This is a genomic window from Caballeronia arvi (assembly GCF_001544695.2).
Lineage (GTDB): Bacteria > Pseudomonadota > Gammaproteobacteria > Burkholderiales > Burkholderiaceae > Caballeronia > Caballeronia arvi.
The window spans coordinates 174,354-197,136 of the sequence record NZ_FCOM02000004.1 but is presented as its reverse complement, the minus strand read 5'-3'; the positions used below and the strand labels follow the sequence as shown (position 1 = coordinate 197,136).

Sequence of the window (22,783 nt, the reverse complement as noted above, 5' to 3'; positions counted from 1 at the left end):
TCAGTGTCCTTTGTCCGGAGCGGACGGCGTGGCGTTCGGGCCGCTTCCCGATGCGGGCGGAGGCGGCGCGTCGACTGCGTGCGTCTCGCCGCCCGCTTCGACCTTCTCGTTCTTCTTCTTGCGCGAGGACATCGTTTCGAGACCCCAGAAGAACATCGGGATGAAGAACACGGCGATGACCGTCGCGCCGAGCATCCCGCCGATCACGCCCGTGCCGATCGAATGCCGGCTGTTGGCCGACGCGCCCGTCGCGATCGCGAGCGGCACGCAGCCGAGAATGAACGCGAGGGACGTCATTACGATCGGGCGCAGGCGTTCTTCGGCGGCGGTCATCGTCGCGTCGAACACGGACTTGCCCTGTTCGCGGTTCAGCACGGCGAACTCGAAGATGAGAATCGCGTTTTTCGCGGCGAGCGCAACGAGCATCGTCAAGCCGATCTGGAAGTACACGTCGTTGTTGAGGCCGCGCAGCAGGATCGCGAGCAGCGCGCCGAAGATCGCGAACGGCACCGCCATCAGCACGCCGAACGGCAGACTCCATTTTTCGTATTGCGCGGCGAGGATCAGGAAGACCATGATCAGGCCGAAAACGAACACCAGCGCCGACGAGCTGCCCGACTTCAGCGCCTCGTAAGCCTCGCCGCTCCACCCGATGCCGTAATCCGTCGGCAAGCCTCTCGCGATATCTTGCAGCGCGCCGATGACCTCGCCCGACGCATAGCCCGGCGCGGCGTTCGCCGTGATCTTCACCGCCGGGAAGTTGTTGAAACGCGTGATGAGATCGGGCCCGGTGACGTAGCGCGTGTCGACCACAGCCTTGAGCGGCACCATCTGGCCGGTGTTGCTTTTCACGAAGATCTGCGTGAGGTCGGTCGGCTTCAGCCGGTATTCGGGCTCCGCCTGGAGAATGACCTGCCACAGCCGGCTCGACCGGTTGAACTGCGACACGTACAGCGAGCCGAACATCGTCTGCATCGCGCTGTAGACGTCCTCGACGGGCACGCCGAGCGTTTCGGCCTTGTCGCGGTCGACATTGGCGAGCAGTTGCTGCGACGACGCATTGAACGTCGACGTGACGCCCGTCAGCTCCGGCCGCGCCTTCGCCTTGGCGACGAAATCGTCGACGATCGCCGCGAACTGCCCGATGGTCGCATCGCCCTTGCTCTGAATCCACATTTCGGTGCCGCCGGTCGTGCCGAGGCCCGGAATCGACGGCGGATTCAGCGGAATGACGATGCCCTGCCTGATCTGCGACAGCGTCTTGTAAGCGTCGATGAGCACCGCGCGCGCGTTCTGCGTGCGGATATTCGCCGATTTATAGCGTTCGTCGAAACTCTTGAAGCCCACGAAGAAGGTCGACGAATTGTTCTTGTTCTGGCTGTCGAGAAGGCTGAAGCCGTCGATGGTCGTGATGCTGCCCACGGCCGGCTGCTTCATGAAGTATTCGGTGACGCGGTCGGACACTGCGCCCGTGCGGTCGAGCGACGCGGCATCGGGCATGATGACCGCGCCGAGCAGATAGCCCTGATCTTCCGGCGGCAGGAACGCGGTGGGTATGTCCTTCATCATCACGACGGCGAGCGCGATCATGCCGACGAAAAGCAGCAGCGCGATCACGAAGCGCTTGATGATGAGCCGCACCATGCTCGTGTAGCCGCGCGTCATGCGCGCGAACCCGTTGTCGAACCAGCGGAAAAAGCCTTTTTTCTCGTGATGTCCCGGTTTCAGCAGCAGCGCGGCCAGCGCGGGCGACAAGGTCAGCGCGACGATGCCCGAAATCACCACCGATATCGCAATGGTGATGGCGAACTGCTTGTACATCTGCCCGGTGATGCCACCGAGGAACGCCACCGGCACGAACACCGCGCACAGCACGAGCACGATGGCGACGACCGGGCCGGCCACTTCGTCCATCGCTTTCTTGGCGGCGGTTTTCGGGTCGAGCTTGAACACGTTCATGTTGCGCTCGACGTTTTCGATCACGACGATCGCATCGTCCACGACAATCCCGATCGCGAGGACCATGCCGAACAGCGTCAGCATGTTGATGGAGAAGCCGAGCGCTTCCATGCCCATGAACGTGCCGACGATCGACACCGGCACCGCGATCACCGGAATCAGCGTTGCGCGCAGGCTTTGCAGGAACACGAACACGACGATCACCACCAGCACGACCGCTTCGAAGAACGTGTGCACCACGTCGGAGATCGACGCGCGCGTGAACTCCGTCGTGTCCATCGCGATCTGGTAGTCGATGCCTTGCGGGAAGGTCTTTTTCATCTCGGCGAGCGTCGCGCGCACCTGCTTCGACACGTCGAGCGCGTTCGCGCCAGGCTGCTGATACACCGCGATCACCGTCGCCGATTTGCCTTGGAAGCGGCTGCGGATCGAATAATCCTTCTGGCCGAGCTGCGCGCGCCCGACGTCGCGCAGACGCACGATCGCGGCGCCGCCCGACTGCGCGCGGATGATGATGTTCTCGAACTCCGACGGCTCCGTGAGCCGGCCCGTCGTCGTCACCGCGAACGATTGTTCGACGGCCGCGCCCGTCGGCGACTGCCCGAGACGGCCGACCGCGAACTGCTGGTTCTGGTTGGCGACGGCGCGCTGCACGTCGGAGGCCGTGACGCCGAGCTGTGCCATGCGGTCCGGCTTGAGCCAGATGCGCATCGCGTAATCGGGCGTGCCGAAGATCGCCGACTGGTTCGCGCCGGGAATGCGCTTGAGCGCGTCGAGGACATACACGTTCGCGTAGTTCGCGATGTAGGTCGCGTCGTAGCGTTCGTCGGGCGAATAGATGGCGATCACCATCATGAACGCCTGCGATTTCTTCTGCACCTGCACGCCCTGCGCCGTCACCGACTGCGGCAGTTGCGGCAGCGCGAGGTTCACGCGGTTCTGCACGTCGACTTGCGCGAGCTCCGGATTCGTGCCGATCTCGAAGTACGCGTTGATCGTGAGATTGCCCGTCGACGAACTCGACGAGCTCATGTAGATCATGTTGTCCGCGCCGTTGACCTGCTGCTCGATCGGCGCGGCCACGTTGTTCGCGACGACATCCGCGCTCGCGCCGGGATAGGTCGCGGAGATGGTGATCTGCGGCGGCGTGATGTCGGGGTATTGGGCGGTGGGCAGCGCGAGCATTGTCAGCGCGCCGCCCAGCGTGATGATGATCGAGATGACCGAGGCGAAAATCGGACGGTCGATGCAGAAATGTGAAATGTTCATTGGCCTCTTCCGCGCGACTTTATGCCGATGCTCGTTGGATCAGCTCACTTTTCGGTCCCGCCGCTTGCGTTCTTCGCCTCGCCGAGCGACGCCTCCTGCGCGCCCGATGCGGGTTTATCGACGACACGGACATTCGAATCCGCGCCGACGCGGATCGCGCCATCGACGACCACGCGTTCGCCCGCCTTCAGCCCGCTCGTGATGAACCAGTTGTCGCCGTGCCATTCGCCCACTTCGATGACGCGCTGATGCGGCTTCGACTCCTGATCCAGCACCCAGACGAAATGGCTCTTCGCGCCCTGCAGCACGGCGCGCTGCGGCAGGAGAATCGCGTTGGGCCGGATCGCGCCCGCGACGCGCGCTTTCACGAACTGGCCGGGGCGCAGCGTGCCCTGCGGATTCGCGAACACCGCGCGCACGAGGAACGTGCCGGTCTCCGTGCTGAATGCGGGATTCGTGAAGTCGATACGGCCCGTCTGCGGATAGACGGAGCCATCGGCCTGGATGACGGTCACGTCGAACTTGTTGTCGGGCGGAAACTTCAACTGGCCTTTCTTGATCTGCTCGCGGTAGGTCAGCAGCTCGTTCTCCGAGATGCTGAAGTTCACCCACATCGGGTCGAGTTGATAGACGTAGGTGAGCAGGCCCGATTGCGTCGGCGTCACGTAACTGCCTTCCTGAACGCGCGCAAAGCTCGACAGCCCCTTCAGCGGCGAACGGATCGTCGTGTAGCTGAGATTCAGCTCGGCGGTCTGCACTTCGCCTTTCGCGGCGATGACGGCGGCCTCGGCGCTTTTTTCGTTGCCGACGGCGTCATCGAGATCCTTCTTGCTCAACGCGTTCATCGCGGCGAGCGGCTTCACGCGCGCGAGATTCTGCTGCGTGACGAGGAGCCGCGCCTGCTGCTGCGCGAGCGAACCTTTGGCCGTTTGCAGCGCGGCTTCGAACGGGCGCTTGTCCATGATGAACATGACCTGGCCCGCTGAAACGAGCGAGCCCTCGGTGTACATGCGCTTTTCAAGGAAACCGTCGACGCGCGCGCGGATTTCCACTTCGCGCGAGCTTTGTGTCTGCGCGGTGAATTCGAAATCGACGGGCGTGGATTGCGCGGCGACGGTCACGACGGTGACATCGACCGGCGGTTTGGCCGCTTCGGGCGGCGGCTTCTTGCACGCCGCGAGCGAGAGCGACGCGATCGCGGCGGCTGCGATGAAACGCAGTGCGCGCATCGAGCGCGACGGATGAGCGAACGAGCAGCAGTCCAGCATCTGTTCCGACACGAACGCCATAGGCGCCTCCCTCTTGGGATGGCCGATCGTTGAAGAGCGAGCGCGCGTGCAGGGCGCCTCGCCACGACATGCTCGCGCGGGACAGGACTTCGACTATGTCAACGAGCGCGAGGAGCGCGAGCCTGATGCTTGTGATGTGTCGTAGCTGCCTCCGGTTTTGACGGTCGATTTCTAACGAGAGAGCTGCTCATGCTTCGCAGTCGCTTCGACGTGGCGTGCGTGACGAAACTACTAATAGCCGAACTCGGCTGAAAACGCCATAGCGTTTAATGCCATTTCTACTGAACGCCGGGACGGAATGCGCAGCAATTGCTGAACGGCCGCGAAGGTATGGATGGCTTATCAGTGCGCCGATTCATCGTATCGATTCATGAAACGATGAACGGGAATGTGGAGGGTTCCGGATGCGTCATGAATGGCTGATCGTTGCGAGGCGATCAGCCGTCCACATCACAAATGCCCGAACAAGGCCCGCGGCCGATCCTTCAGCGTGCCCGCCAGCATCCTCAAGCCGCTGACGAGCTGATCGCGGCTCTCCGCGCACGCGAGATTGATGCGCACGCCATGCTCGATCTCCGATCTGTCCACGGCAAACGCCGACGACGGCATCACCACCACGCCGCGCGCCTTCGCGTTCGCCGCGAAATCGTCGGCGCGCCACGGCAGTGGCAGCTTCAGCCATACGAACATGCAGGCGGGATCGGACTGCAAAAACTCCTGCGGCAACAGCTCACGCGCGAGATCGTGGCGCGCGCGAATTTCCGCCTGCTGCGCATTCATGATGTGCTGCGCGGTGCCGTCTTCCATCCAGACGGCCGCGATCAGCATCGATAGCGGCGCGGGCATCCATGCCGTCGTGCGCACGGCCTCCGCACAAAGCGCGGCCGTGTCCTGCGGGCTCGACAGATAACCGAGCCGCAAGCCGGGCGCGAGGATCTTCGAAGTCGCCGCGATATGGAACGTGAGCTCGGGACAAAGGCTCGCGATCGTTGGCAGACGTTGCGCGACGAGCGGGCCGTACACATCGTCCTCGATGATCGCCACGCCATGCCGGCGCGCGATCGCGACGAGCGCCATGCGCCGCTCGAGGCTCATCGTCGTGACCGTGGGATTCTGCAGATTCGGCACCGTGAAAATCGCCTTCACGGGCACCCGTTTGCACACGCGCTCGATCTCGTCGACGAGCAGGCCGTCGCGATCGCTCGGAATGCCCACGATCTCGAACTGGAATACGGGCGCGAGCGCCTTCAGCCCGTAATACGTGAGCTGGTCCGCGAGGATCACGCCATCCGTGCCGATCAGGCTGTTGAGCACCGCATACAGCCCGTGCTGCGCGCCGCTCGTGACGACGACCTGATCGGCGGTCGGCGCGAAGCCCGGCGCGCTCATCCAGCGCGCACCCGCCGCGCGCGCCCACGACGGTCCTTGCGGCGGCTGATATTCCTGCATTTGCGAAAAGCGCGGATCGCGCGGCAGCTCGGCCATCGTGCGCGCAAGGCACTTGAGATATTCGCCGGTGGCAGGCCGGTTCACGGTCAGATCGATGACGTTGCTGCCCGTGCTCGCGGGCGGCGTCTCGACGCTCGGCATCGCGCCGCCGGTCACGAGCGAACCGCGCCGCTTGCTGCCGATCACGAGGCCGCGCAACTGCAGCTCCTTGTACGCACGCGACACCGTCGACACGTTGATGCCCAGTTCGCTCGCCAGTTGCCGCTGCGGGGGCAGACGGCTGCCGGGCGGATAAATGCCGCTGCGAATCTCCTTTTCGATGGAGCTGGACACCTCGATATACGTCGATCGCTTCGTCGCGCCGTCGGCGTCACCGTTCGCGGCCAGCGTCTGATCCTTGTCAGAAGCCATGAAACTCTGTCTCCATACAAAGCATGCTTTGTCCGCGATTTGTGCGGAAGTTCGCCCGATTTTAACCCAGAGTCGGCTTCGTGCAAGGTTTGTGTGGACGATGCAAGACGCGCGCCGGCGTTAGATCAGGGAAAATCCGGACACCACACAACAGCACTTTTAATTGCACACAAAAAAATATTGTGTGATTCTAGATTCAGAGTTTGTCTGGTGTGCGTCTGATTTTTGCCTCGGCCGTGCTTCCGATTCATCCGATCTTTGTTCGCAGGAGACTTCCCCGATGTCCTTGCCCCGATCCACTCAACCGGCTCAATCGACTCCGTCCGGCAGCCCGCCGAAGCTCGGCTCCGCGCTGCGCCAGCGTCACGTCACGATGATCGCGCTCGGCGGCATCATCGGCGCGGGCCTGTTCGTCGGCAGCAGCGCGACGCTCGCGAGCGTCGGTCCGGCGGCGTGCGTGTCGTATCTCGTCGCCGGCATCGTCGTGCTGATGGTCATGCGCATGCTCGGCGAAATGGCGCTCGCGGTGCCGGGCGTCGGCTCGTTCACCGAATACGCGCGCATCGGCCTCGGCAACTGGGCCGGCTTCACGAGCGGCTGGCTCTACTGGTATTTCTGGGTGATCGTCGTCGCGGTGGAGGCGGTCGCGGGCGCGGCGATATTGCAACGCTGGATACCCGCGCCGGTGTGGGTCATCGGCCTCGTGCTGCTCTCCGTGATGACCGCGATCAACCTGCTTTCGGTCAAGTCGTACGGCGAGTTCGAATTCTGGTTCGCGTCGATCAAAGTGGCGGCGATCATCGTCTTCATCGCGATCGGCGCGGGCTATCTGCTCGGCTTCGGGCACACGGCCAGCGCGCTCACGCATCTCGCCGGCGATCGCGGCTTCCTGCCGTTCGGGACGATGTCCGTGTTCGCCGCCGTGCCGACGGTGATCTTCGCAGTCGGCGGCGCGGAAATCGCGACCATCGCCGCCGCCGAATCCGACGATCCGGCGAAGAGCGTCGCCGCGATGACGCGCTCGGTGATCCTGCGCGTCATCACGTTCTACGTCGGCTCGCTGTTCCTGATCGCGTGCATCGTGCCGTGGGGCAGCATCGTGACGGGCCATTCGCCGTTCGTCGCCGCGCTGGAGACGATGCGCATTCCCTACGCCGCCGACATCATGAACGCGATCGTGCTCGTCGCCGTGCTGTCCGCGCTGAACTCGGGGCTGTATGTGTCGTCGCGCATCCTGTTCCGTCTCGCCGAACGCGGCGATGCGCCGAAGTCGCTGCTCAGGCTCACGCCGCAACACGTGCCGCGTCTTGCCGTGCTGCTGTCGAGCGTGGTCGGCTACGTGGCGATCATCGCGGCGATCGTGTCGCCGCAGGGTGTGTTTCTGTTCCTCGTGAACGCATCGGGCGCGGTGATGCTGTTCGTCTATCTCGCGACGGCGCTGGCGCAGATCCGCATCCGCCGACGTATCGAGAAGCAGTCGCCCGAGCGCCTCACGCTGAAGATGTGGCTCTTTCCGTGGCTGTCGTATGCGGTCGTCATCGCGATCGTCGGCGTGCTCGCGGCGATGGGCGCGGACCACGAACTGCGTCCGCAACTGATGGCGAGTCTCGCGAGCCTCGCGGTGGCGTCGGCGGCGTATGGTTTCGCGGCGAAGCGTCATCATCGGAAGGAAGCGGACGGAGCCGACGAAGTGGCGACGGGCTTTCTGTCGGACGAAAACCGGCTTGCATGAAAGGGGCATGACTGATGTCGAATGTGGCGATCATCGGCGCGGGCTTCATCGGCATGGCGAGCGCGGCCTGGCTCATGCGCGACGGTCATGCCGTCACGCTGTTCGATCCTTCGGGTGTGGCGCAGGGCGCGTCGTTCGGCAATGCGGGCACGTTCGCGCCTTATGGATGCGTGCCGGTGAACAATCCGTCCGTATTCCGCGATATCCCGCGCTTTCTGCTATCCAGCGACAGTCCGTTCAGACTGCGCTGGCGCTATCTGCCGCACCTCGCGCCGTGGCTCGCGCGCTTTCTGATGAGCTCGCGGCGCGCGAACTACGAAGCGAGCGCGAAGGCTTTGGCCGCGCTGTTATCGCGTGCGCAGGAAGGTTATGCGCCGCTCTTCTCCGATGACGGATTGCAAAGCTTCATCAGGCCGCGCGAGTGTCTGTATCTCTATTCGAACGCCGCTTCGTTCGATGCATCGCGCGATTCGCTCGCACTGCGCGAGAGACTCGGCGTCGGCTTCGATGTGCTCGACAGCGGCGCGATCCGCGAACTGGAGCCGCAGCTCGCGCCGATCTTCGAGCGTGGCGTGCTGTTTCGCGATAGCTGGCATTTCAGCGATCCGGCGGGCTTTCTTCAGGCGTTATACGAACGGCTGGCGGCGCGTGGCGCGAAGCTCGAACGCATGAAAGTCGATGCAATCGAACCCGGCGCGCAAGGCGTGTCTCTACGCACGAACGGCGATGCGCGTCGCTTCGATCATGTGGTGCTGGCAACCGGCGCGCGTTCGCGCGAGTTCGCGCATCAATGCGGCGACGATGTTCCGCTCGATACCGAACGCGGCTATCACGTGCGCTATGCGTCGGCATCGAACCTGATATCGCGGCCGTGCGGCTGGGCGGAACGCGGTTTCTACATGACGCCGATGAGCGACGGCATTCGCGTCGCGGGCACGGTCGAGCTCGCGGGCTTCACTGAAGAGCGCAATCGCGCGCTGCTCGATCTCGTCACGGTGTCGTCGAAGCGCGCGTTGCCCGCGCTCGGCGCACCCGATCGCGAATGGCTCGGCTTTCGCCCCACGCTGCCCGATGGCGTGCCGGTGATCGGTGCATCGAAGGCGAGCGAGCGGGTGATCTACGCATTCGGGCATCAGCATCTTGGTTTGACGCTCGCGGGCGTGAGCGGGCGCATCGTGGCCGATCTAATCGCGCGGCGCGCACCGCCGCTCGATCTCGCGAGTTATCGCGCGTCGCGTTTTCAATGAGGAGCATCAACATGAACCGCCGCATCATTCTTTCTGGCATCACCGCAGCCGTGCTTGCCGCGTACGTGCCGATGTCGTGGGCTGCCGATCCGGAAGTCGTCAAGATCGCATTCGTCGGACCGTTGACGGGGCCGGTCGCACGCGTTGGCAAGGACTTGCAGTACGGCGCGCAACTCGCCATCGACGAAGAAAACGCGAAGCATCCGACCGTGGGCGGCAAGCCCGTCAAGTTCGAACTCGAGGTCTACGACGATCAGGCCGACCCGCGCACGGCGATCCAGGTCGCGCAGAAAGCGGTGGATAGCGGCGTCGTCGGCGTGATCGGGCATTACAACTCGGGATGCAGCATTCCGGCCTCCGCCGTGTATCACCAGGCGAATGTCGCGATGATCACGCCCGGCTCGACGAATCCGCAACTCACGAAGCAGGGCTTCAAGAACGTGTTCCGCACGATGGGCCATGACGGTGTGGGCGGCGTGGTCGCGGGGCGCTTCGTCGTCGATCAGATGAAGCCGAAGCGAATCGGCATCATCGACGATCGCACGGCCTTCGGGCAAGGTCTCGCCGATGCGTTCGAGAAAGGCGTGAAGGAGGCGAACGGCAAGGTCGTCGCGCGTGAATACACGAACGACAAGGCCGTGGATTTCCGCGCGATCCTCACGACGATGAAAAGCCAGAATGTCGATCTGCTCTTTTTCGGCGGCCTCGATGAACAAGGCGCGATGCTCGTCAAGCAGATGCGTTCGCTCGGCATGACGACGCAACTCTTCGGCGCGGGCGCATTGAAGAGCAATGCGTTCCTGAAGATCGCGGGTACGTCGGGCAACGGCACGCAGGATCTCGAACCCGGCCCCGCGCTCGACAAGCTGCCTTCCGCGCAGGAGTTCGGCAAGCGCTACAAGGCGCGATTCAATCAGGATGTCGAACTGTATGCGCCATTCGCCTACGATGCCACGCTCGCGATGATCAAGGCGATCCACGACGCGAACTCGCTCGATCGCGGCAAGATCGTCGAGGCGCTCGCGAAGGTCGACGTGACGGGCGTGACGGGCAAGATATCGTTCGATCCGTACGGCGATCTGATCAAGCCGCCTTATACGCTCTTTCAGGTCGAGCAGGGGCAATGGAAGAGCCTGAGAACGGTGGGCGGAAGCGGCGTATGAGTTACACGGAAAGCATCGGCGTTCGCACGTATCGCTTCGACGATCTGAAAACGCTGCTTGCGAAGGCAAGCCCGAGGCGCTCGGGCGACGAACTCGCGGGCGTCGCCGCCGCGACCGAAGAGGAGCGCGCGGTGGCGAAAATGGCGCTGGCTGCCGTGCCGCTTCGCGCGTTTCTAGAAGACGCGCTGATCCCGTATGAAGACGATGAAGTCACGCGCCTCATCATCGACGAGCATTCGAAGGACGCATTCGCCGCCGTGTCGCATCTCACGGTCGGCGAGTTCCGCGAGTGGCTGCTCGCGGATTCGACCGATACGGCGGCGCTCGTCGCGGTATCGAAAGGCTTGACGCCCGAGATGGTCGCGGCCGTATCGAAGCTGATGCGCAATCAGGATCTCATCCTTGCCGCGAAGAAACGCCCGGTCGTCACGCGCTTTCGAAACACTGTGGGCTTGCCGGGACATATGTCGGTGCGCTTGCAGCCGAATCATCCGACGGACGATGTGCAGGGCATCGCCGCATCGATGATCGATGGCCTGATGTACGGCTGCGGCGATGCGATGATCGGCATCAATCCCGCATCGGACTCGCCACAGGCCATCGGAAAGCTGCTCGCGATGATGGACGCGTTTCGCGAGCGCTACGACGTGCCGACGCAAACCTGCGTGCTCACGCACGTGACGAACACGCTCGCGGCGATGGAGCAAGGCGCGCCCGTCGATCTCGTGTTTCAGTCGATCGCGGGCACGGAGAAAGCAAACGCGTCGTTCGGCATATCGCTTGCGCTGTTGCAGGAAGCCTATGACGCGGGTCTGTCGCTGAAGCGCGGGACCATCATCGGCGACAACCTCATGTACTTCGAAACGGGGCAGGGCAGCGCGTTGTCGGCGAATGCGCATCACGGTGTCGATCAGCAGACCTGCGAGGCGCGCGCCTATGCGGTCGCGCGCAAGTTCGAGCCGTTCCTCGTGAATACGGTGGTGGGCTTCATCGGCCCGGAATATCTCTACGACGGCAAGCAGATCATTCGCGCCGGGCTCGAAGATCATTTCTGCGCGAAGCTGCTCGGCGTGCCGATGGGTTGCGACGTCTGCTACACGAATCACGCCGAAGCCGATCAGGACGACATGGACAACCTGCTGACTTTGCTCGGCACGGCGAACGTCAACTTCATCATGGGCGTGCCCGGCGCCGATGATGTGATGCTGAACTATCAGAGCACGTCGTTTCATGACGCACTATATGTGCGCGAAGTGCTCGGCCTGAAGCGCGCGCCGGAGTTTGAAGCATGGTTGCGCGCCATTCAGATCACGAATGCGCGAGGCATGCTTCAGGAGCAGGCGCAATGGCCCGCGCTCATCGACTGGATGAGGGCGTGATGAGCGTGAACCCGAATCGATGGGAAGCGCTGCGCCGCTTCACCGATGCGCGCATCGCGCTCGGACGGGCGGGCAGCAGCGTGCCGACCGGACCGCTGCTTGCGTTCACGCTCGCACATGCGCAGGCGCGCGATGCGGTTCATCGGCCGTTGGATGTCGATGCGTTGGGAGGCGAGTTGACCTCGAAGGGATATGCGAGCGTCGCAGTGCACAGCGCGGCGAACGCGCGCGATGTCTATTTGCGGCGTCCCGATCTCGGCCGCAGATTGAGCGAGGAAAGCGCGACGCGTCTCGAAGCGCAGGCGAAGGGCGCGGACCTCGTATTCGTCATCGCCGATGGTTTGTCTTCGAATGCAGCAGCAACACATGCGCTGCCGCTCATCGAAAGGACGGTCACACGGCTCGACGGATGGCGCATCGGCCCCGTCGTCGTGGCGACGCAAGCGCGCGTCGCGCTCGGCGATGACATCGGCGCGATACTGAAGGCGCGCATGGTCGCGGTGCTGATCGGCGAAAGGCCGGGCCTCAGCTCGCCTGCTAGTCTCGGCGTGTATGTCACCTACGATCCCATACAAGGCCGCAGCGATGCCCAGCGCAACTGCATATCCAACGTGCGGCCGGAAGGACTCGCTTACGACGCGGCCGCGTTCAAGCTGGCTTATCTGCTGAACGAAGCGCGCGTGCGCAAGCTGACCGGCGTCGGCCTCAAAGACGACAGCGCGATGGCCATCGCGCAGCGAACGACCGACCGGCTACCGAACGAATAGGCTTCGATGCTCCGCGTAAACCCCGCCCCAATAAAACGCATCACGTAAGAAACGGGTAAGCGGACGCTCTTACCTTAGTCTCCAGCGCATCGTATGCGCGACAGCATCGCATGATGTCCCCGCCCAGGGGACTTCCTTCATTCTTTGGATCGCCGGACGTTTGCGCACTGCGCGAACGGGCGCCTTCGCACGCAGAGAAAAGACCTTCATGCAGGAGACGGAAATGGATCTCAGGATCGTGGAAAAAATCAAGTCGAGCGCCACGTATGGCGAACTCGTGCGCAAGCGCTCGAAGCTCGGCTGGACACTGACGGCGCTCGTATTGATCGTGTACTACGGCTACGTGCTGCTGATTGCATTCGACAAGGATCTGCTCGCCGCGAAAATGGGTTCGGGCGTGATGACCTGGGGCATGCCGATCGGCCTCTTCGTGATCGTCTTCACGGTCGTCATCACCGGGCTCTACGTGCGGCACGCGAACAGCACGTACGACGAACTCACCGACAAGATCAAGCGGGAGGCCGCATGAAGGCGCATCGTTATCTCGCGGCGGGCGCGCTTTTCGCGGCCTCCGCCAGTTCTTTTGCAGCAGGCGGCGATCTCGGTCAGGCCGTCAAGCAGGCGACCAACTGGACAGCGATCTGCATGTTCATCGCGTTCGTGATCGCGACGCTCTTCATCACCAAATGGGCCGCAAAGAAGACCCGCTCGGCCGCGGAGTTCTATACGGCGGGCGGCGGCATCACCGGCTTTCAGAACGGTCTTGCGATCGCGGGCGACTTCATGTCGGCCGCCTCGTTTCTCGGCATTTCCGCGGCAGTCTATAGCAACGGCTACGACGGCCTGATCTATTCGATCGGCTTTCTGGTCGGCTGGCCGATCATCACGTTCCTGATGGCGGAGCGCCTGCGCAATCTCGGCCGCTTCACTTTCGCCGATGTCGCCGCGTACCGCTTCAAACAGACGCCGATCCGCGCGTTTGCGGCGTCGGGCACGCTCGTCGTCGTGGCGTTCTATCTGATCGCGCAGATGGTCGGCGCGGGACAGCTCATCAAGCTCCTGTTCGGCCTCGAATACTGGATCGCGGTGGTGATCGTCGGCGCGCTGATGATGGTGTACGTGCTCTTCGGCGGCATGACCGCGACCACATGGGTGCAGATCATCAAGGCGTGCCTGCTGCTCGCGGGCGCCTCGTTCATGGCGTTCATGGTGCTGTGGCAGTTCCACTTCAGCCCGGAGGCGCTCTTTGCGAAGGCCGTCGACGTGCACGAGAAGAAGGCGTCGATCATGGGTCCGGGCAACTTCATCAAGGACCCGATCTCGGCGATCTCGTTCGGCATCGCGCTGATGTTCGGCACGGCTGGCCTGCCGCACATCCTGATGCGCTTTTTCACGGTGCCGAATGCGAAGGAAGCGCGCAAGTCGGTGTTCTGGGCGACGACGTGGATCGGCTACTTCTACATTCTCACGTTCATCATCGGCTTCGGCGCGATCGTGCTGGTGAGCACCAATCCGGTCTTCAAGGACGCGGGCGGCAAGCTGCTCGGCGGCACGAACATGGCGGCGGTGCATCTCGCGAGCGCGGTCGGCGGCAACGTGTTCCTCGGCTTCATCTCGGCGGTTGCGTTCGCCACGATTCTCGCGGTGGTCGCGGGTCTCACGCTCGCGGGCGCATCGGCGGTGTCGCACGATCTGTATGCGACCGTGTTCAAGAAGGGCAAGGCGTCGAGCAAGAGCGAGCTGAAGGTGTCGCGCATGACGACGATCGTGCTTGGCATCGTCGCGGTCGTGCTCGGCATCGTGTTCGAGAAGCAGAACATCGCGTTCATGGTGTCGCTTGCTTTCGCGGTGGCCGCGTCGGCCAATTTCCCGGTGCTCTTCATGTCCGTCCTGTGGCGCGGCTGCACGACGCGCGGCGCCGCGGTCGGCGGTTTCCTCGGCCTGCTTTCGGCGGTCGTGATGACGGTGCTGTCGAAGGCCGTATGGGTCGACGTGTTCCACTATGCGAGCGCGCCGTTCCCGTATGCGTCGCCCGCGCTGTTCTCGATGGCCATCGGCTTCCTCGGCATCTGGCTCTTCTCGGTGACCGACAAATCGGCGCGTGCGCGCATCGACAAGGCCGGCTTCGAGGCGCAGACGGTGCGCTCCGAAACGGGCATCGGCGCGGTGGAGGGCGCGAGCCATTGATATGAAGGTGGCGGCGCTGCGCTCGCGGCGCCGCCGGACCATCGCCAAGGCGACATGCCGCAGCACTGATACGACAGCGAAGTCCTGCGTTATCGAATGGCCGAAAAAATGCGTTAAGCTCGATGCAACCGGAATGCACGAAGCGTCAATGCATGGAGCGAGCCATGAAACTGCAGTGCCCGAGTCTTTTCGAGCAATCGGCATATATCGGCGGCGCGTGGGCCGACAACACGTCACTGCCGCGCGTGCCCGTCACGAATCCTTCGACGGGCGAGACCCTCGGCAGCGTGCCGCAAGTCACGCCGGAACAGGTAACCGAAGCGATCGAATGCGCGAATGCGGCCTTGCAGGACTGGCGCAGCTGGAGCAGCCGCGAGCGCGCTTCGGTGCTGCGCGAGTGGGGACGTCTCGTCGAACATCATCGCGACGATCTCGCCATCATCCTTTGCAGCGAGCAAGGCAAGCCGCTGCACGAAGCGCGTTCCGAGATCACGCAGGCCGCGAACTATCTCGACTGGTTCGCGGAAGAGGCGCGACGCATCTACGGCGATAACATTCCCGCGCCGCGCCGTAATCAGCGCATCCGTGTGCTGCATCAGCCGATAGGCGTGTGCGGCGCGATCACGTCATGGACCTTTCCATCGTCGATGGTCGCGCGGCGGGTCGGCGCGGCGCTCGCGGCGGGCTGCACGGTCGTTCATCATCCCGATCCGCGGACGCCCTTTTCGGCGCTCGCGTTGTGCGTGCTCGGCGAGAATGCCGGCTTGCCGCGCGGCGTGCTCTCCGTGCTGACGGGCGAAGGCGAGCCGGTCCGGAGCACGCTGCTCGCGAGTCCCGATGTAAGGAAGGTGTCGTTCACCGGCTCCATCGACGAAGGCAAGCGGCTGATGAGCTTGTGCGCGCCAACCGTCAAGAAGATGTCGCTCGAACTGGGCGCGAACTGTCCTTTCATCGTGTTCGGCGATGCGGACATCGACCTCGCCGTCAAGGGCGCGCTCGATGCGCGGTTTCGTCACTCGGGGCAGGCCGCGATGTGTGCGAACCGTTTCTTCGTGCATGAGGACGTGTATGAAAGTTTCGTCGCGAAACTCGTCTCGCGCGTCGCGTTGCTGAGGGTGAGCGACGGGCTGGACGAGGGCGCGCAGATCGGGCCGCTCATCAGCGAGGCGGCGGTAGCGAACGTCGAAAGTCTCGTCGATGAAGCGGTGAGACGCGGCGCGACGGTTGCGGCCGGCGGCTCGCGCGTCGCGCCCGGATCGCGCTTTTACAGGCCGACGGTGCTGACGGGCGTCGATCCGTCGATGAGCGTATGCGGCGACGAAGTGCTCGGTCCGATTGCCAGCGTGCTCCAGTTCAGGGACGAGGACGACGTCATCACGCTCGCGAACGACACGCGCACCGGGCTTGCCGCCTACTTCTACACGGCGGACATCAGCCGCGCGTTCAGGGTGATGGAGGCGCTGGAATGCGGCGTCGTCGGCGTGAACGACAGCCTCGTGTTCAACGAGGTTGCGCCGTTCGGCGGGATCAAGGAATCGGGGATGGGAAGAGAAGGAGCGTCGTCGGGCGTCGAGGAGTATCTGGAAGCGAAGTATGTTTGTTTCGGGAATCTGGAGGGGTAGGGGCTTCACTCCGGCGGCCGCACCACCAGAATCGGCAAATGACTATGCGTCAACACCTTCTGCGTCTCGCTTCCGAGCAAAAGCCCGCGAATCCCGCCATGTCCATGTGACGCCATCACGATGAGATCGCAGTGCCGCGCCTTCGCGGCATCCAGAATCGCCTCGTATGGATGCGTGCCGGTGGGCGCTTCCGTATCGCATTCCACACCGGCCTCGGCGGCGATCGACCGCAAGCCCTCGAGATACTGCTCGGCGTGCGCCCTGTCGACCGACTGCAAATCATCCTGAGGCGCGCCCACCATTTCGGCGCTATAAACGGTCATATGAAACGGCCGCACCATATAAAGACCGGTGATACGCGCGCCGTTTTCCTTGGCCAGTGTGACCGCCATGCGTACCGCCGCTTCGGATAGCGCGGAGCCGTCTGTCGGAACGAGCAGATGCCTGAACATGATGACGTCCTCCGGTCCTATGCGGACAAGAGAGAAACACGCGAACTGACAATCCCAGTATAGGCGAGCTAACGGCCCATCGCGGCCACGGCTTCCTCGTCCAGGCGCACGGCCATGACAGGCGCTTCCGGCCCCACGTGCGATAACTTCATCAACCGCGGTTGCAGCAGCAGCGCAACGAGCCCGCTCCATCCCGTCTGATGCGAAGCGCCGACGCCGCGCCCGTTGTCGCCATGAAAATACTCGTGAAAGAGGATGAGATCCTGCGAGCGCGGGTCCGCTTGCAATTGCGGATACGCGGCCATGACAGGGCGCTTGCCCTGCGCATCTTTCGTGAAGAGCGTGGTGATGCGCCGTGACAGATCGTCGGCGATCTCGCTCAGGCAAAGCGATGTGCCCGATCCCGTCGGATGCTCGACGCGAAACTCATCGCCGTAGTAGCGATGAAACTCGTAAAGCGATTCGATCAGCAAGTAATTCACGGGCATCCATATCGGTCCGCGCCAGTTCGAATTGCCGCCGAACACGCGCGAGTCGGATTCCGCCGGCAAGTAGCGGATACGGACGTGCACGCCTTCGTGATCGAACACATAGGGCGTGCCGCAATGCACGCGGGACAACGCCCGCACGCCATAGTCGGACAGGAATTCGCTCTGATCGAGCGTGCGGCGCAACAGCGCTTTCATCCGATGTCCGCGCAACAGCGACAGCAAGGTCGTGTTGCCCTTGCCGGGCTCGGTCCAGCGCGATACGAGCTTTGCCAGATTCGGACGATGATCCAGAAACCACGCGAGCCGTTCGCGCAGTCCGGGCAGATCGCCATAGACGCGCTCTTCGAGCACGTGAACGGCAAAGAGCGGAATCAGCCCGACGATCGAACGAATGCGCATGGGCACGCGCTTGCCGTTCGGAAGATGCAGCGAGTCATAGAAGAACTCGTCTTGCTTGTCCCAAAGGCCTGTATTGCAGCCCTCACCGCAACTGACCGCTTCGGCGATATACAGAAAGTGCTCGAAGAACTTCACCGCGATCTCGACATACGATTCGTTCGTCATCGCGAGCTCGAGGCCGATCTGCATGAGATCGAGCGCATACGAGGCCATCCATGCGGTGCCGTCGGCCTGATCGATGCGCCCGCCCGTGGGCAGCGGCTGCGAGCGATCGAAAATGCCGATGTTGTCGAGCCCGAGAAAGCCGCCCTGAAAGATGTTGCGGTCGTCGGCGTCCTTGCGGTTGACCCACCACGCGAAATTGAGCAGCAGCTTGTGGAACATCACTTCTAGGAACGCGTGATCGCCGATGCCCGTCATCTCGCGATCGAGCTCGTACACGCGCCATGTCGCCCATGCGTGCACGGGCGGGTTGGCGTCGCCGAATGCCCATTCATACGCGGGCAATTGGCCGTTCGGGTGCATATAGCGCTCTTTGACGAGCAACATCAACTGCTTCTTCGCGAAGTCGGGATCGATGGTCGCGAACGCCACCGCATGAAACGCGAGGTCCCACGACGCGTACCACGGGTATTCCCATTTGTCCGGCATCGACACGATGTCGCCATTGCACATGTGGCGCCAGTCCGCGTTGCGTCCGTGGCGGCGGCCTTTCGGCGGCGTGGGCTGGCCCGGATCGCCGTCGTGCCAGCGGGTGACGTCGAACTGGTAATACTGCTTCGTCCATAACATGCCGGCGAGCGCCTGGCGTTGCACGAGGCGCGCATCTTCATCGGCGATATCGTGTTGCAGCGTCGCATAGAACTCGTCGGCCTCCGCTGCGCGACGCGCGACGAGCTGTTCCATGTCGAGCGGCGGATCGTTCGACACCGATGCGGGACGCCAGCGCAAAAACATCACCGATCGCTCATGAGGCGCGAGCTCCAGGCGCACACGTGCCGCGCTACGCGTGCCGCGATCGCGACGGATCGCCTGTTCGTCGCCTTCGACGAGAAAGTCGTTGAAGCCGTCCTTGAACGGTCCCGCGCCTTCCATACCGAAGATACGACGAACGTTCGTTTCGTTTTCGCAGAAGAGCCATTCGATGGGCGACTGCGCCGCGGCCGTGACAATCAGGGTGCCGGACGACGGATTGTGCGCAATGACGCGCGCGCCTTCCCGCGCATCCTGCTCCAGCGTCAGCGATGGCTTTCCCCACTTGCTCGACCAGCTCCATCGGTTGCGCGCCCAAAGCTGCGGCAGCACATCGAGCGTCGCGCTTTGATCCGCGCGATTTTCGACGGTGACCCGCATCACGATGTCGTCCGGCGTGTGCTTCGCATACTCGACGCAGACATCGAAGTAGCGGTTTTCGTCGAACACGCCGGTGTCGAGCACTTCATACTCCGGCAGCTCGGGGCCGCGCCGCCTGTTCTCGTCGATGAGCTGCTGATACGGATACGCATCGTGGGGGTACTTGTACAGCATCTTCATGTACGAATGCGTCGGCGTGCCGTCGAGATAGAAGTACAGTTCCTTCACGTCCTCGCCGTGATTGCCTTGCTCGTTCGTCAGCCCGAAGAGCCGTTCCTTGATGATCGGATCGCGCCCGTTCCACAGCGCGAGCGACACACACCAGTCGAGCGGATCGTTGCCGAACCCGGCGATGCCGTCCTCACCCCAGCGATACATGCGGCTACGCGCATGGTCGTGCGGAAAATAGTCCCAGGCGGTGCCGTATTCGCTGTAATCCTCGCGGACCGTGCCCCATTGACGTTCGCTCAGATACGGGCCCCAGCGTCGCCAATGGTCGAGCTCGGCCCCGTGCAGGCGGGCGCCTTCTTTCGTTTGCAGCAGATGGATTGCGCGTAGCGGTGGCATGCGACCTCCGGTCCGGGGATGACCATCCATTACGTTCGATGCGCGGTTTTTCCGATGATAAGCGCCATTGCATCGATTCGGGAACGCCGATTTTAGTCATGACATCCAAGCCGGTATCCGCAACCGATGCCGGGAGATTCCCATGAAGCTGGTTCATATCGCATGCGCCGTGGCGCTCGCCCTCGCGAGCGTCGCGCCTTACGCACAGAATGCAGGCCCGACCGATCCGCAGATCGCGGCCATCGTCGTGACGGCGAATCAGGTCGATATCGATGCGGGCAAGCTCGCCGAATCGAAGACGAAATCGAAGGATGTGAAAGCGTTCGCGCAGCAGATGGTCACCGACCATCGCGGCGTCAACAAGGCGGCAACCGATCTCGTGAAGAAGCTCAACGTGACGCCCGAAGACAACCCGACGGCACAAAGCCTCAAGCAGGGCGGCGAGGCGAATCTCTCGAAGCTGAAGACGCTTTCGGGCGGCAGCTTCGACAAGTCGTATATCGATCATGAGGTCGCCTATCATGAAAGCGTGCTCGATGCGCTCGACAAGACGCTGATTCCCAGCGCGAAGAACGAAGAGCTGAAGGCGTTGCTGGTGAAGGTGCGGCCCGCGTTCGTCGCGCATCTCGAACATGCGCGGCATGTGCAGGCGGAACTGGGAAAGAGCGGTGCGTGATGCGCGCTGGCTCTTTGCTTTCGCGGGCATGCTCGCGTTGTCGTCGGAAGCGATGGCGGCGACGTTCGTCGTCGTGATCGAACAGATGCGCTTCGAGCCGCCCGCGTTGACGATTGCGCGCGGCGATCGTGTCGTATGGGTCAACAAGGATCTGTTTCCCCATACCGCGACCGCCGACAAGAAAGCCTTCGATTCGCATGACATCGCGCCCGATGCGTCGTGGAGTTTCGTCGCGCGCGATGCGGGAAGCTATGCGTATTCGTGCACGCTGCATCCGACGATGCACGCGATCCTGAACGTTCGATGATGCATCGATGAGGCCACGATGAGCGAGCCCTTGCCAATCCAGACAGATGACGATCTGAGCCTAGTTCATCGCATCGTCGCGGGCGATCGCAGCGCGTTCGAACTCATGATGCGCCGGCATAACCGGCGTCTCTATCGGCTCGCACGCGCGACCTTGCGCAACGACGCCGAAGCCGAGGACGCGTTGCAGGACGCGTATCTGCACGCATACCGATCGATGAGCCAGTTTCGCGGCGATGCGAAGCTTTTTACGTGGCTCTCGCGGCTCGTGCTCAATGAATGTTTCGCGCGCTTGCGACGTACCGCGCGACGTCAGAACGTGATTCCGATCGTCGACGCGCCCGACTCCATCGAACATGCCGATGCAATGACCGCGCACGACGACGATGCACCCGATGAAGCGCTCGCGCGCGCCCAGGTCCGCGCGCTGCTCGAACGCAAGCTCGATGAACTGCCCGAGCTCTTTCGCATGGTGTTCGTGCTGCGTTCGATCGAAGAAATGAGCGTCGAGGAGACTGCGCTGTGCCTCCACATTCCCGAGGCCACAGTGCGCAGCCGTCACTTTCGCGCGCGAAGCATGTTGCGCGAATCGCTTGCGCAGGCATTCGATCTCGCCGAGCGCGACGTGTTCGAATTCGGCGGCGCACAGTGCGACCGGATCGTCGCGAGCGTACTATCGAAGATATCCGGCAGGAGGACGCCATGACTGGATTTCGGCGGGCTTGCGTCATAGCGGGAATCGTCGTGCTTGCGATTGTTGCGGACGCTCACGCAAGGACGATCACGGTCGTTTCCGGAACGTATGGCGCGAATTGCGGCGCGCCCGGCGGCAATGCGACGCGCGATCTCACGCGTCAATGCGATGGCCTCGACACCTGCGAATACGTGCCGGACCGCACCCGCATCAGCGACGCCACGCGCGTTTGCAGAAAAGACCTGCAGGCCGACTGGCGCTGCACCGACAGCGAATTTCACACTGCGATGCTCAGCCCCGAAGCCGGGGTGAACAGCACGCTGGTGCTGAGCTGCATCGAACAGAACGGGCCGGGGCATTGAGATGTTCCGGCATCGTTACGCCGTGATCAATGACATCGCGTCATCAATCACATAACCGGGAAGCCATTTTTCCGCATCGGTCCGCGCTCTAACATGCAATCCGTCGCAGTCAAACGAATTGCATAAGGAGTCGGACCATGTACGTCATCACTGGCATCACCGGACAAGTCGGCGGCGCGCTCGCCGATGCACTGTTGCAGCAAGGCAAGCCCGTGCGCGCGGTCGTGCGCGACGAGAAGAAGGGCGCGCACTGGTCGGCACGCGGCTGTGACGTTGCGCTCGCCGATATGACCGACGCCGATGCGCTCGCGAGCGCGTTCGAAGGCGCACAAGGCGTGTTCCTGCTGCCGCCGCCGGAATTCGATCCCGCGCCCGGATTTCCCGAAGCGCGGGGCGTGATCGATGCCATCATCGCGGCTATCGCACGCGCAAGGCCGCGCAAGATCGTGTGCCTGTCGACGATCGGCGCTCAGGCGACGCAAAGCAATCTTCTGACGCAGCGCACGCTGCTGGAAGACGCGCTTCGCAAGCAAGCGATCCCGGTCACTTTTCTACGTCCCGGCTGGTTCATGGAGAACTGCGCGTGGGACGTCGATGCCGCGCGCAACGAAGGCATCGTTCGATCCTTCCTGCAACCGCTCGATCGCGCGATTCCGATGATCGCCACCGACGATATCGGCCGTCTTGCGGCGAAGCTCTTGCAGGAAGACTGGGCGGGCGCACGCGTCGTCGAACTGGAGGGACCGCAACGCGTGAGTCCCGAAGATATCGCCGTCACATTCTCACAAGTGCTCGGCCAACCCGTGCGCGCACAGCCGGTGCCGCGCGATTCCTGGGAGCCGCTGTTCGTGAGTCAGGGCATGAAGCATCCGATGCCGCGTATCCGTATGCTCGACGGCTTCAACGAAGGATGGATCGATTTCGAAGGGCGCCGCGAAGATATCGTGAAGGGCACGACGCCGCTCGTCGATGTGATCCGCAAGCTCGTCGCGCGCTAGGCGTCAGGCGA

18 protein-coding genes are annotated in these 22,783 nt (G+C 63.0%); 13 read left to right on the top strand and 5 right to left on the bottom strand.

What is annotated here, in order from left to right; all coding sequences use genetic code 11:
* The 3 genes from AWB74_RS07185 to AWB74_RS07175 form a co-directional block, all read right to left on the bottom strand.
* Nucleotides 1-3,228 carry an efflux RND transporter permease subunit gene (locus tag AWB74_RS07185; RefSeq protein WP_061146084.1) on the bottom strand — a complete coding sequence of 1,076 codons (3,228 nt, stop codon included), beginning with the start codon at nt 3,226-3,228 and terminating at the stop codon, nt 1-3.
* 44 nt (nt 3,229-3,272) lie between these two features.
* A complete protein-coding gene (locus AWB74_RS07180; RefSeq protein ID WP_087038876.1) occupies nt 3,273-4,517 on the bottom strand; it encodes an efflux RND transporter periplasmic adaptor subunit in 1,245 nt (414 codons plus the stop codon).
* Between the two features lie 450 nt (nt 4,518-4,967).
* On the bottom strand, nt 4,968-6,377 hold the full coding sequence (locus AWB74_RS07175) for an aminotransferase-like domain-containing protein (RefSeq protein ID WP_061146083.1): 1,410 nt from the start codon (nt 6,375-6,377) through the stop codon (nt 4,968-4,970).
* 280 nt (nt 6,378-6,657) lie between these two features.
* On the opposite strand from AWB74_RS07175, the gene AWB74_RS07170 reads away from it, so the two are divergent.
* The 8 genes from AWB74_RS07170 (at nt 6,658) to AWB74_RS07135 (ending at nt 16,474) form a co-directional block, all read left to right on the top strand.
* A complete protein-coding gene (locus AWB74_RS07170; RefSeq protein ID WP_061146082.1) occupies nt 6,658-8,109 on the top strand; it encodes an amino acid permease in 1,452 nt (483 codons plus the stop codon).
* A 14-nt stretch (nt 8,110-8,123) separates the two neighbouring features.
* Nucleotides 8,124-9,356: an NAD(P)/FAD-dependent oxidoreductase gene (locus AWB74_RS07165; protein WP_061146081.1), complete on the top strand. Its 1,233-nt coding sequence runs from the start codon at nt 8,124-8,126 to the stop codon at nt 9,354-9,356.
* Nucleotides 9,357-9,367: 11 nt separating this feature from the next.
* Nucleotides 9,368-10,519, top strand: a complete 1,152-nt coding sequence (locus tag AWB74_RS07160; protein WP_061146183.1) for a branched-chain amino acid ABC transporter substrate-binding protein — start codon at nt 9,368-9,370, stop codon at nt 10,517-10,519.
* Nucleotides 10,516-11,898, top strand: a complete 1,383-nt coding sequence (locus tag AWB74_RS07155) for an ethanolamine ammonia-lyase subunit EutB (RefSeq protein ID WP_061146080.1) — start codon at nt 10,516-10,518, stop codon at nt 11,896-11,898. Before AWB74_RS07160 ends, AWB74_RS07155 begins: the two co-directional genes overlap by 4 nt.
* Entirely contained in the window at nt 11,865-12,665 is an 801-nt protein-coding gene (eutC, locus tag AWB74_RS07150; protein WP_407642408.1) for an ethanolamine ammonia-lyase subunit EutC, read from the top strand. The genes AWB74_RS07155 and eutC overlap by 34 nt, the downstream gene beginning before the upstream one ends.
* Before the next feature lie 223 nt (nt 12,666-12,888).
* Complete coding sequence (locus AWB74_RS07145) at nt 12,889-13,194, top strand: DUF485 domain-containing protein (RefSeq protein ID WP_061146182.1); 306 nt, start codon at nt 12,889-12,891, stop codon at nt 13,192-13,194.
* Nucleotides 13,191-14,852, top strand: coding sequence for a cation acetate symporter (locus AWB74_RS07140; protein ID WP_061146078.1), 1,662 nt, complete (start codon nt 13,191-13,193; stop codon nt 14,850-14,852). Before AWB74_RS07145 ends, AWB74_RS07140 begins: the two co-directional genes overlap by 4 nt.
* A gap of 164 nt (nt 14,853-15,016) precedes the next feature.
* A complete protein-coding gene (locus AWB74_RS07135) occupies nt 15,017-16,474 on the top strand; it encodes an NAD-dependent succinate-semialdehyde dehydrogenase (RefSeq protein ID WP_061146181.1) in 1,458 nt (485 codons plus the stop codon).
* A 5-nt stretch (nt 16,475-16,479) separates the two neighbouring features.
* On the opposite strand, the gene AWB74_RS07130 is transcribed toward AWB74_RS07135, so the two are convergent.
* Nucleotides 16,480-16,926 carry a universal stress protein gene (locus tag AWB74_RS07130; RefSeq protein ID WP_061146077.1) on the bottom strand — a complete coding sequence of 149 codons (447 nt, stop codon included), beginning with the start codon at nt 16,924-16,926 and terminating at the stop codon, nt 16,480-16,482.
* 68 nt (nt 16,927-16,994) lie between these two features.
* On the bottom strand, nt 16,995-19,736 hold the full coding sequence (locus tag AWB74_RS07125) for an MGH1-like glycoside hydrolase domain-containing protein (RefSeq protein ID WP_061146076.1): 2,742 nt from the start codon (nt 19,734-19,736) through the stop codon (nt 16,995-16,997).
* Between the two features lie 142 nt (nt 19,737-19,878).
* On the opposite strand from AWB74_RS07125, the gene AWB74_RS07120 reads away from it, so the two are divergent.
* The 5 genes from AWB74_RS07120 (at nt 19,879) to AWB74_RS07100 (ending at nt 22,772) form a co-directional block, all read left to right on the top strand.
* The gene (locus AWB74_RS07120) at nt 19,879-20,412 is read left to right on the top strand and encodes a DUF4142 domain-containing protein (protein WP_061146075.1); all 534 of its coding nucleotides are present in this window, start codon (nt 19,879-19,881) and stop codon (nt 20,410-20,412) included.
* Between the two features lie 28 nt (nt 20,413-20,440).
* The gene (locus tag AWB74_RS07115) at nt 20,441-20,719 is read left to right on the top strand and encodes a cupredoxin domain-containing protein (protein ID WP_235024513.1); all 279 of its coding nucleotides are present in this window, start codon (nt 20,441-20,443) and stop codon (nt 20,717-20,719) included.
* Nucleotides 20,720-20,737: 18 nt separating this feature from the next.
* Entirely contained in the window at nt 20,738-21,424 is a 687-nt protein-coding gene (locus AWB74_RS07110) for an RNA polymerase sigma factor (RefSeq protein WP_061146074.1), read from the top strand.
* Nucleotides 21,421-21,774 (top strand): hypothetical protein, encoded by a 354-nt coding sequence (locus AWB74_RS07105; RefSeq protein WP_061146073.1) that lies wholly within the window; start codon nt 21,421-21,423, stop codon nt 21,772-21,774. Before AWB74_RS07110 ends, AWB74_RS07105 begins: the two co-directional genes overlap by 4 nt.
* 137 nt (nt 21,775-21,911) lie before the next feature.
* Nucleotides 21,912-22,772 (top strand): NmrA family NAD(P)-binding protein, encoded by an 861-nt coding sequence (locus AWB74_RS07100; RefSeq protein ID WP_061146072.1) that lies wholly within the window; start codon nt 21,912-21,914, stop codon nt 22,770-22,772.
* The last annotated feature ends 11 nt before the right edge of the window (nt 22,773-22,783 follow it).

Bases quoted from the DNA above. Each gene is read 5' to 3' on its own strand.
- AWB74_RS07185 (WP_061146084.1), bottom strand. From the start codon at position 3,228: ATGAACATTTCACATTTCTGCATCGACCGTCCGATTTTCGCCTCGGTC.
- AWB74_RS07180 (WP_087038876.1), bottom strand. From the start codon at position 4,517: ATGGCGTTCGTGTCGGAACAGATGCTGGACTGCTGCTCGTTCGCTCAT.
- AWB74_RS07175 (WP_061146083.1), bottom strand. From the start codon at position 6,377: ATGGCTTCTGACAAGGATCAGACGCTGGCCGCGAACGGTGACGCCGAC.
- AWB74_RS07170 (WP_061146082.1), top strand. From the start codon at position 6,658: ATGTCCTTGCCCCGATCCACTCAACCGGCTCAATCGACTCCGTCCGGC.
- AWB74_RS07165 (WP_061146081.1), top strand. From the start codon at position 8,124: ATGTCGAATGTGGCGATCATCGGCGCGGGCTTCATCGGCATGGCGAGC.
- AWB74_RS07160 (WP_061146183.1), top strand. From the start codon at position 9,368: ATGAACCGCCGCATCATTCTTTCTGGCATCACCGCAGCCGTGCTTGCC.
- AWB74_RS07155 (WP_061146080.1), top strand. From the start codon at position 10,516: ATGAGTTACACGGAAAGCATCGGCGTTCGCACGTATCGCTTCGACGAT.
- eutC (WP_407642408.1), top strand. From the start codon at position 11,865: ATGGCCCGCGCTCATCGACTGGATGAGGGCGTGATGAGCGTGAACCCG.
- AWB74_RS07145 (WP_061146182.1), top strand. From the start codon at position 12,889: ATGGATCTCAGGATCGTGGAAAAAATCAAGTCGAGCGCCACGTATGGC.
- AWB74_RS07140 (WP_061146078.1), top strand. From the start codon at position 13,191: ATGAAGGCGCATCGTTATCTCGCGGCGGGCGCGCTTTTCGCGGCCTCC.
- AWB74_RS07135 (WP_061146181.1), top strand. From the start codon at position 15,017: ATGAAACTGCAGTGCCCGAGTCTTTTCGAGCAATCGGCATATATCGGC.
- AWB74_RS07130 (WP_061146077.1), bottom strand. From the start codon at position 16,926: ATGTTCAGGCATCTGCTCGTTCCGACAGACGGCTCCGCGCTATCCGAA.
- AWB74_RS07125 (WP_061146076.1), bottom strand. From the start codon at position 19,736: ATGCCACCGCTACGCGCAATCCATCTGCTGCAAACGAAAGAAGGCGCC.
- AWB74_RS07120 (WP_061146075.1), top strand. From the start codon at position 19,879: ATGAAGCTGGTTCATATCGCATGCGCCGTGGCGCTCGCCCTCGCGAGC.
- AWB74_RS07115 (WP_235024513.1), top strand. From the start codon at position 20,441: ATGCTCGCGTTGTCGTCGGAAGCGATGGCGGCGACGTTCGTCGTCGTG.
- AWB74_RS07110 (WP_061146074.1), top strand. From the start codon at position 20,738: ATGAGCGAGCCCTTGCCAATCCAGACAGATGACGATCTGAGCCTAGTT.
- AWB74_RS07105 (WP_061146073.1), top strand. From the start codon at position 21,421: ATGACTGGATTTCGGCGGGCTTGCGTCATAGCGGGAATCGTCGTGCTT.
- AWB74_RS07100 (WP_061146072.1), top strand. From the start codon at position 21,912: ATGTACGTCATCACTGGCATCACCGGACAAGTCGGCGGCGCGCTCGCC.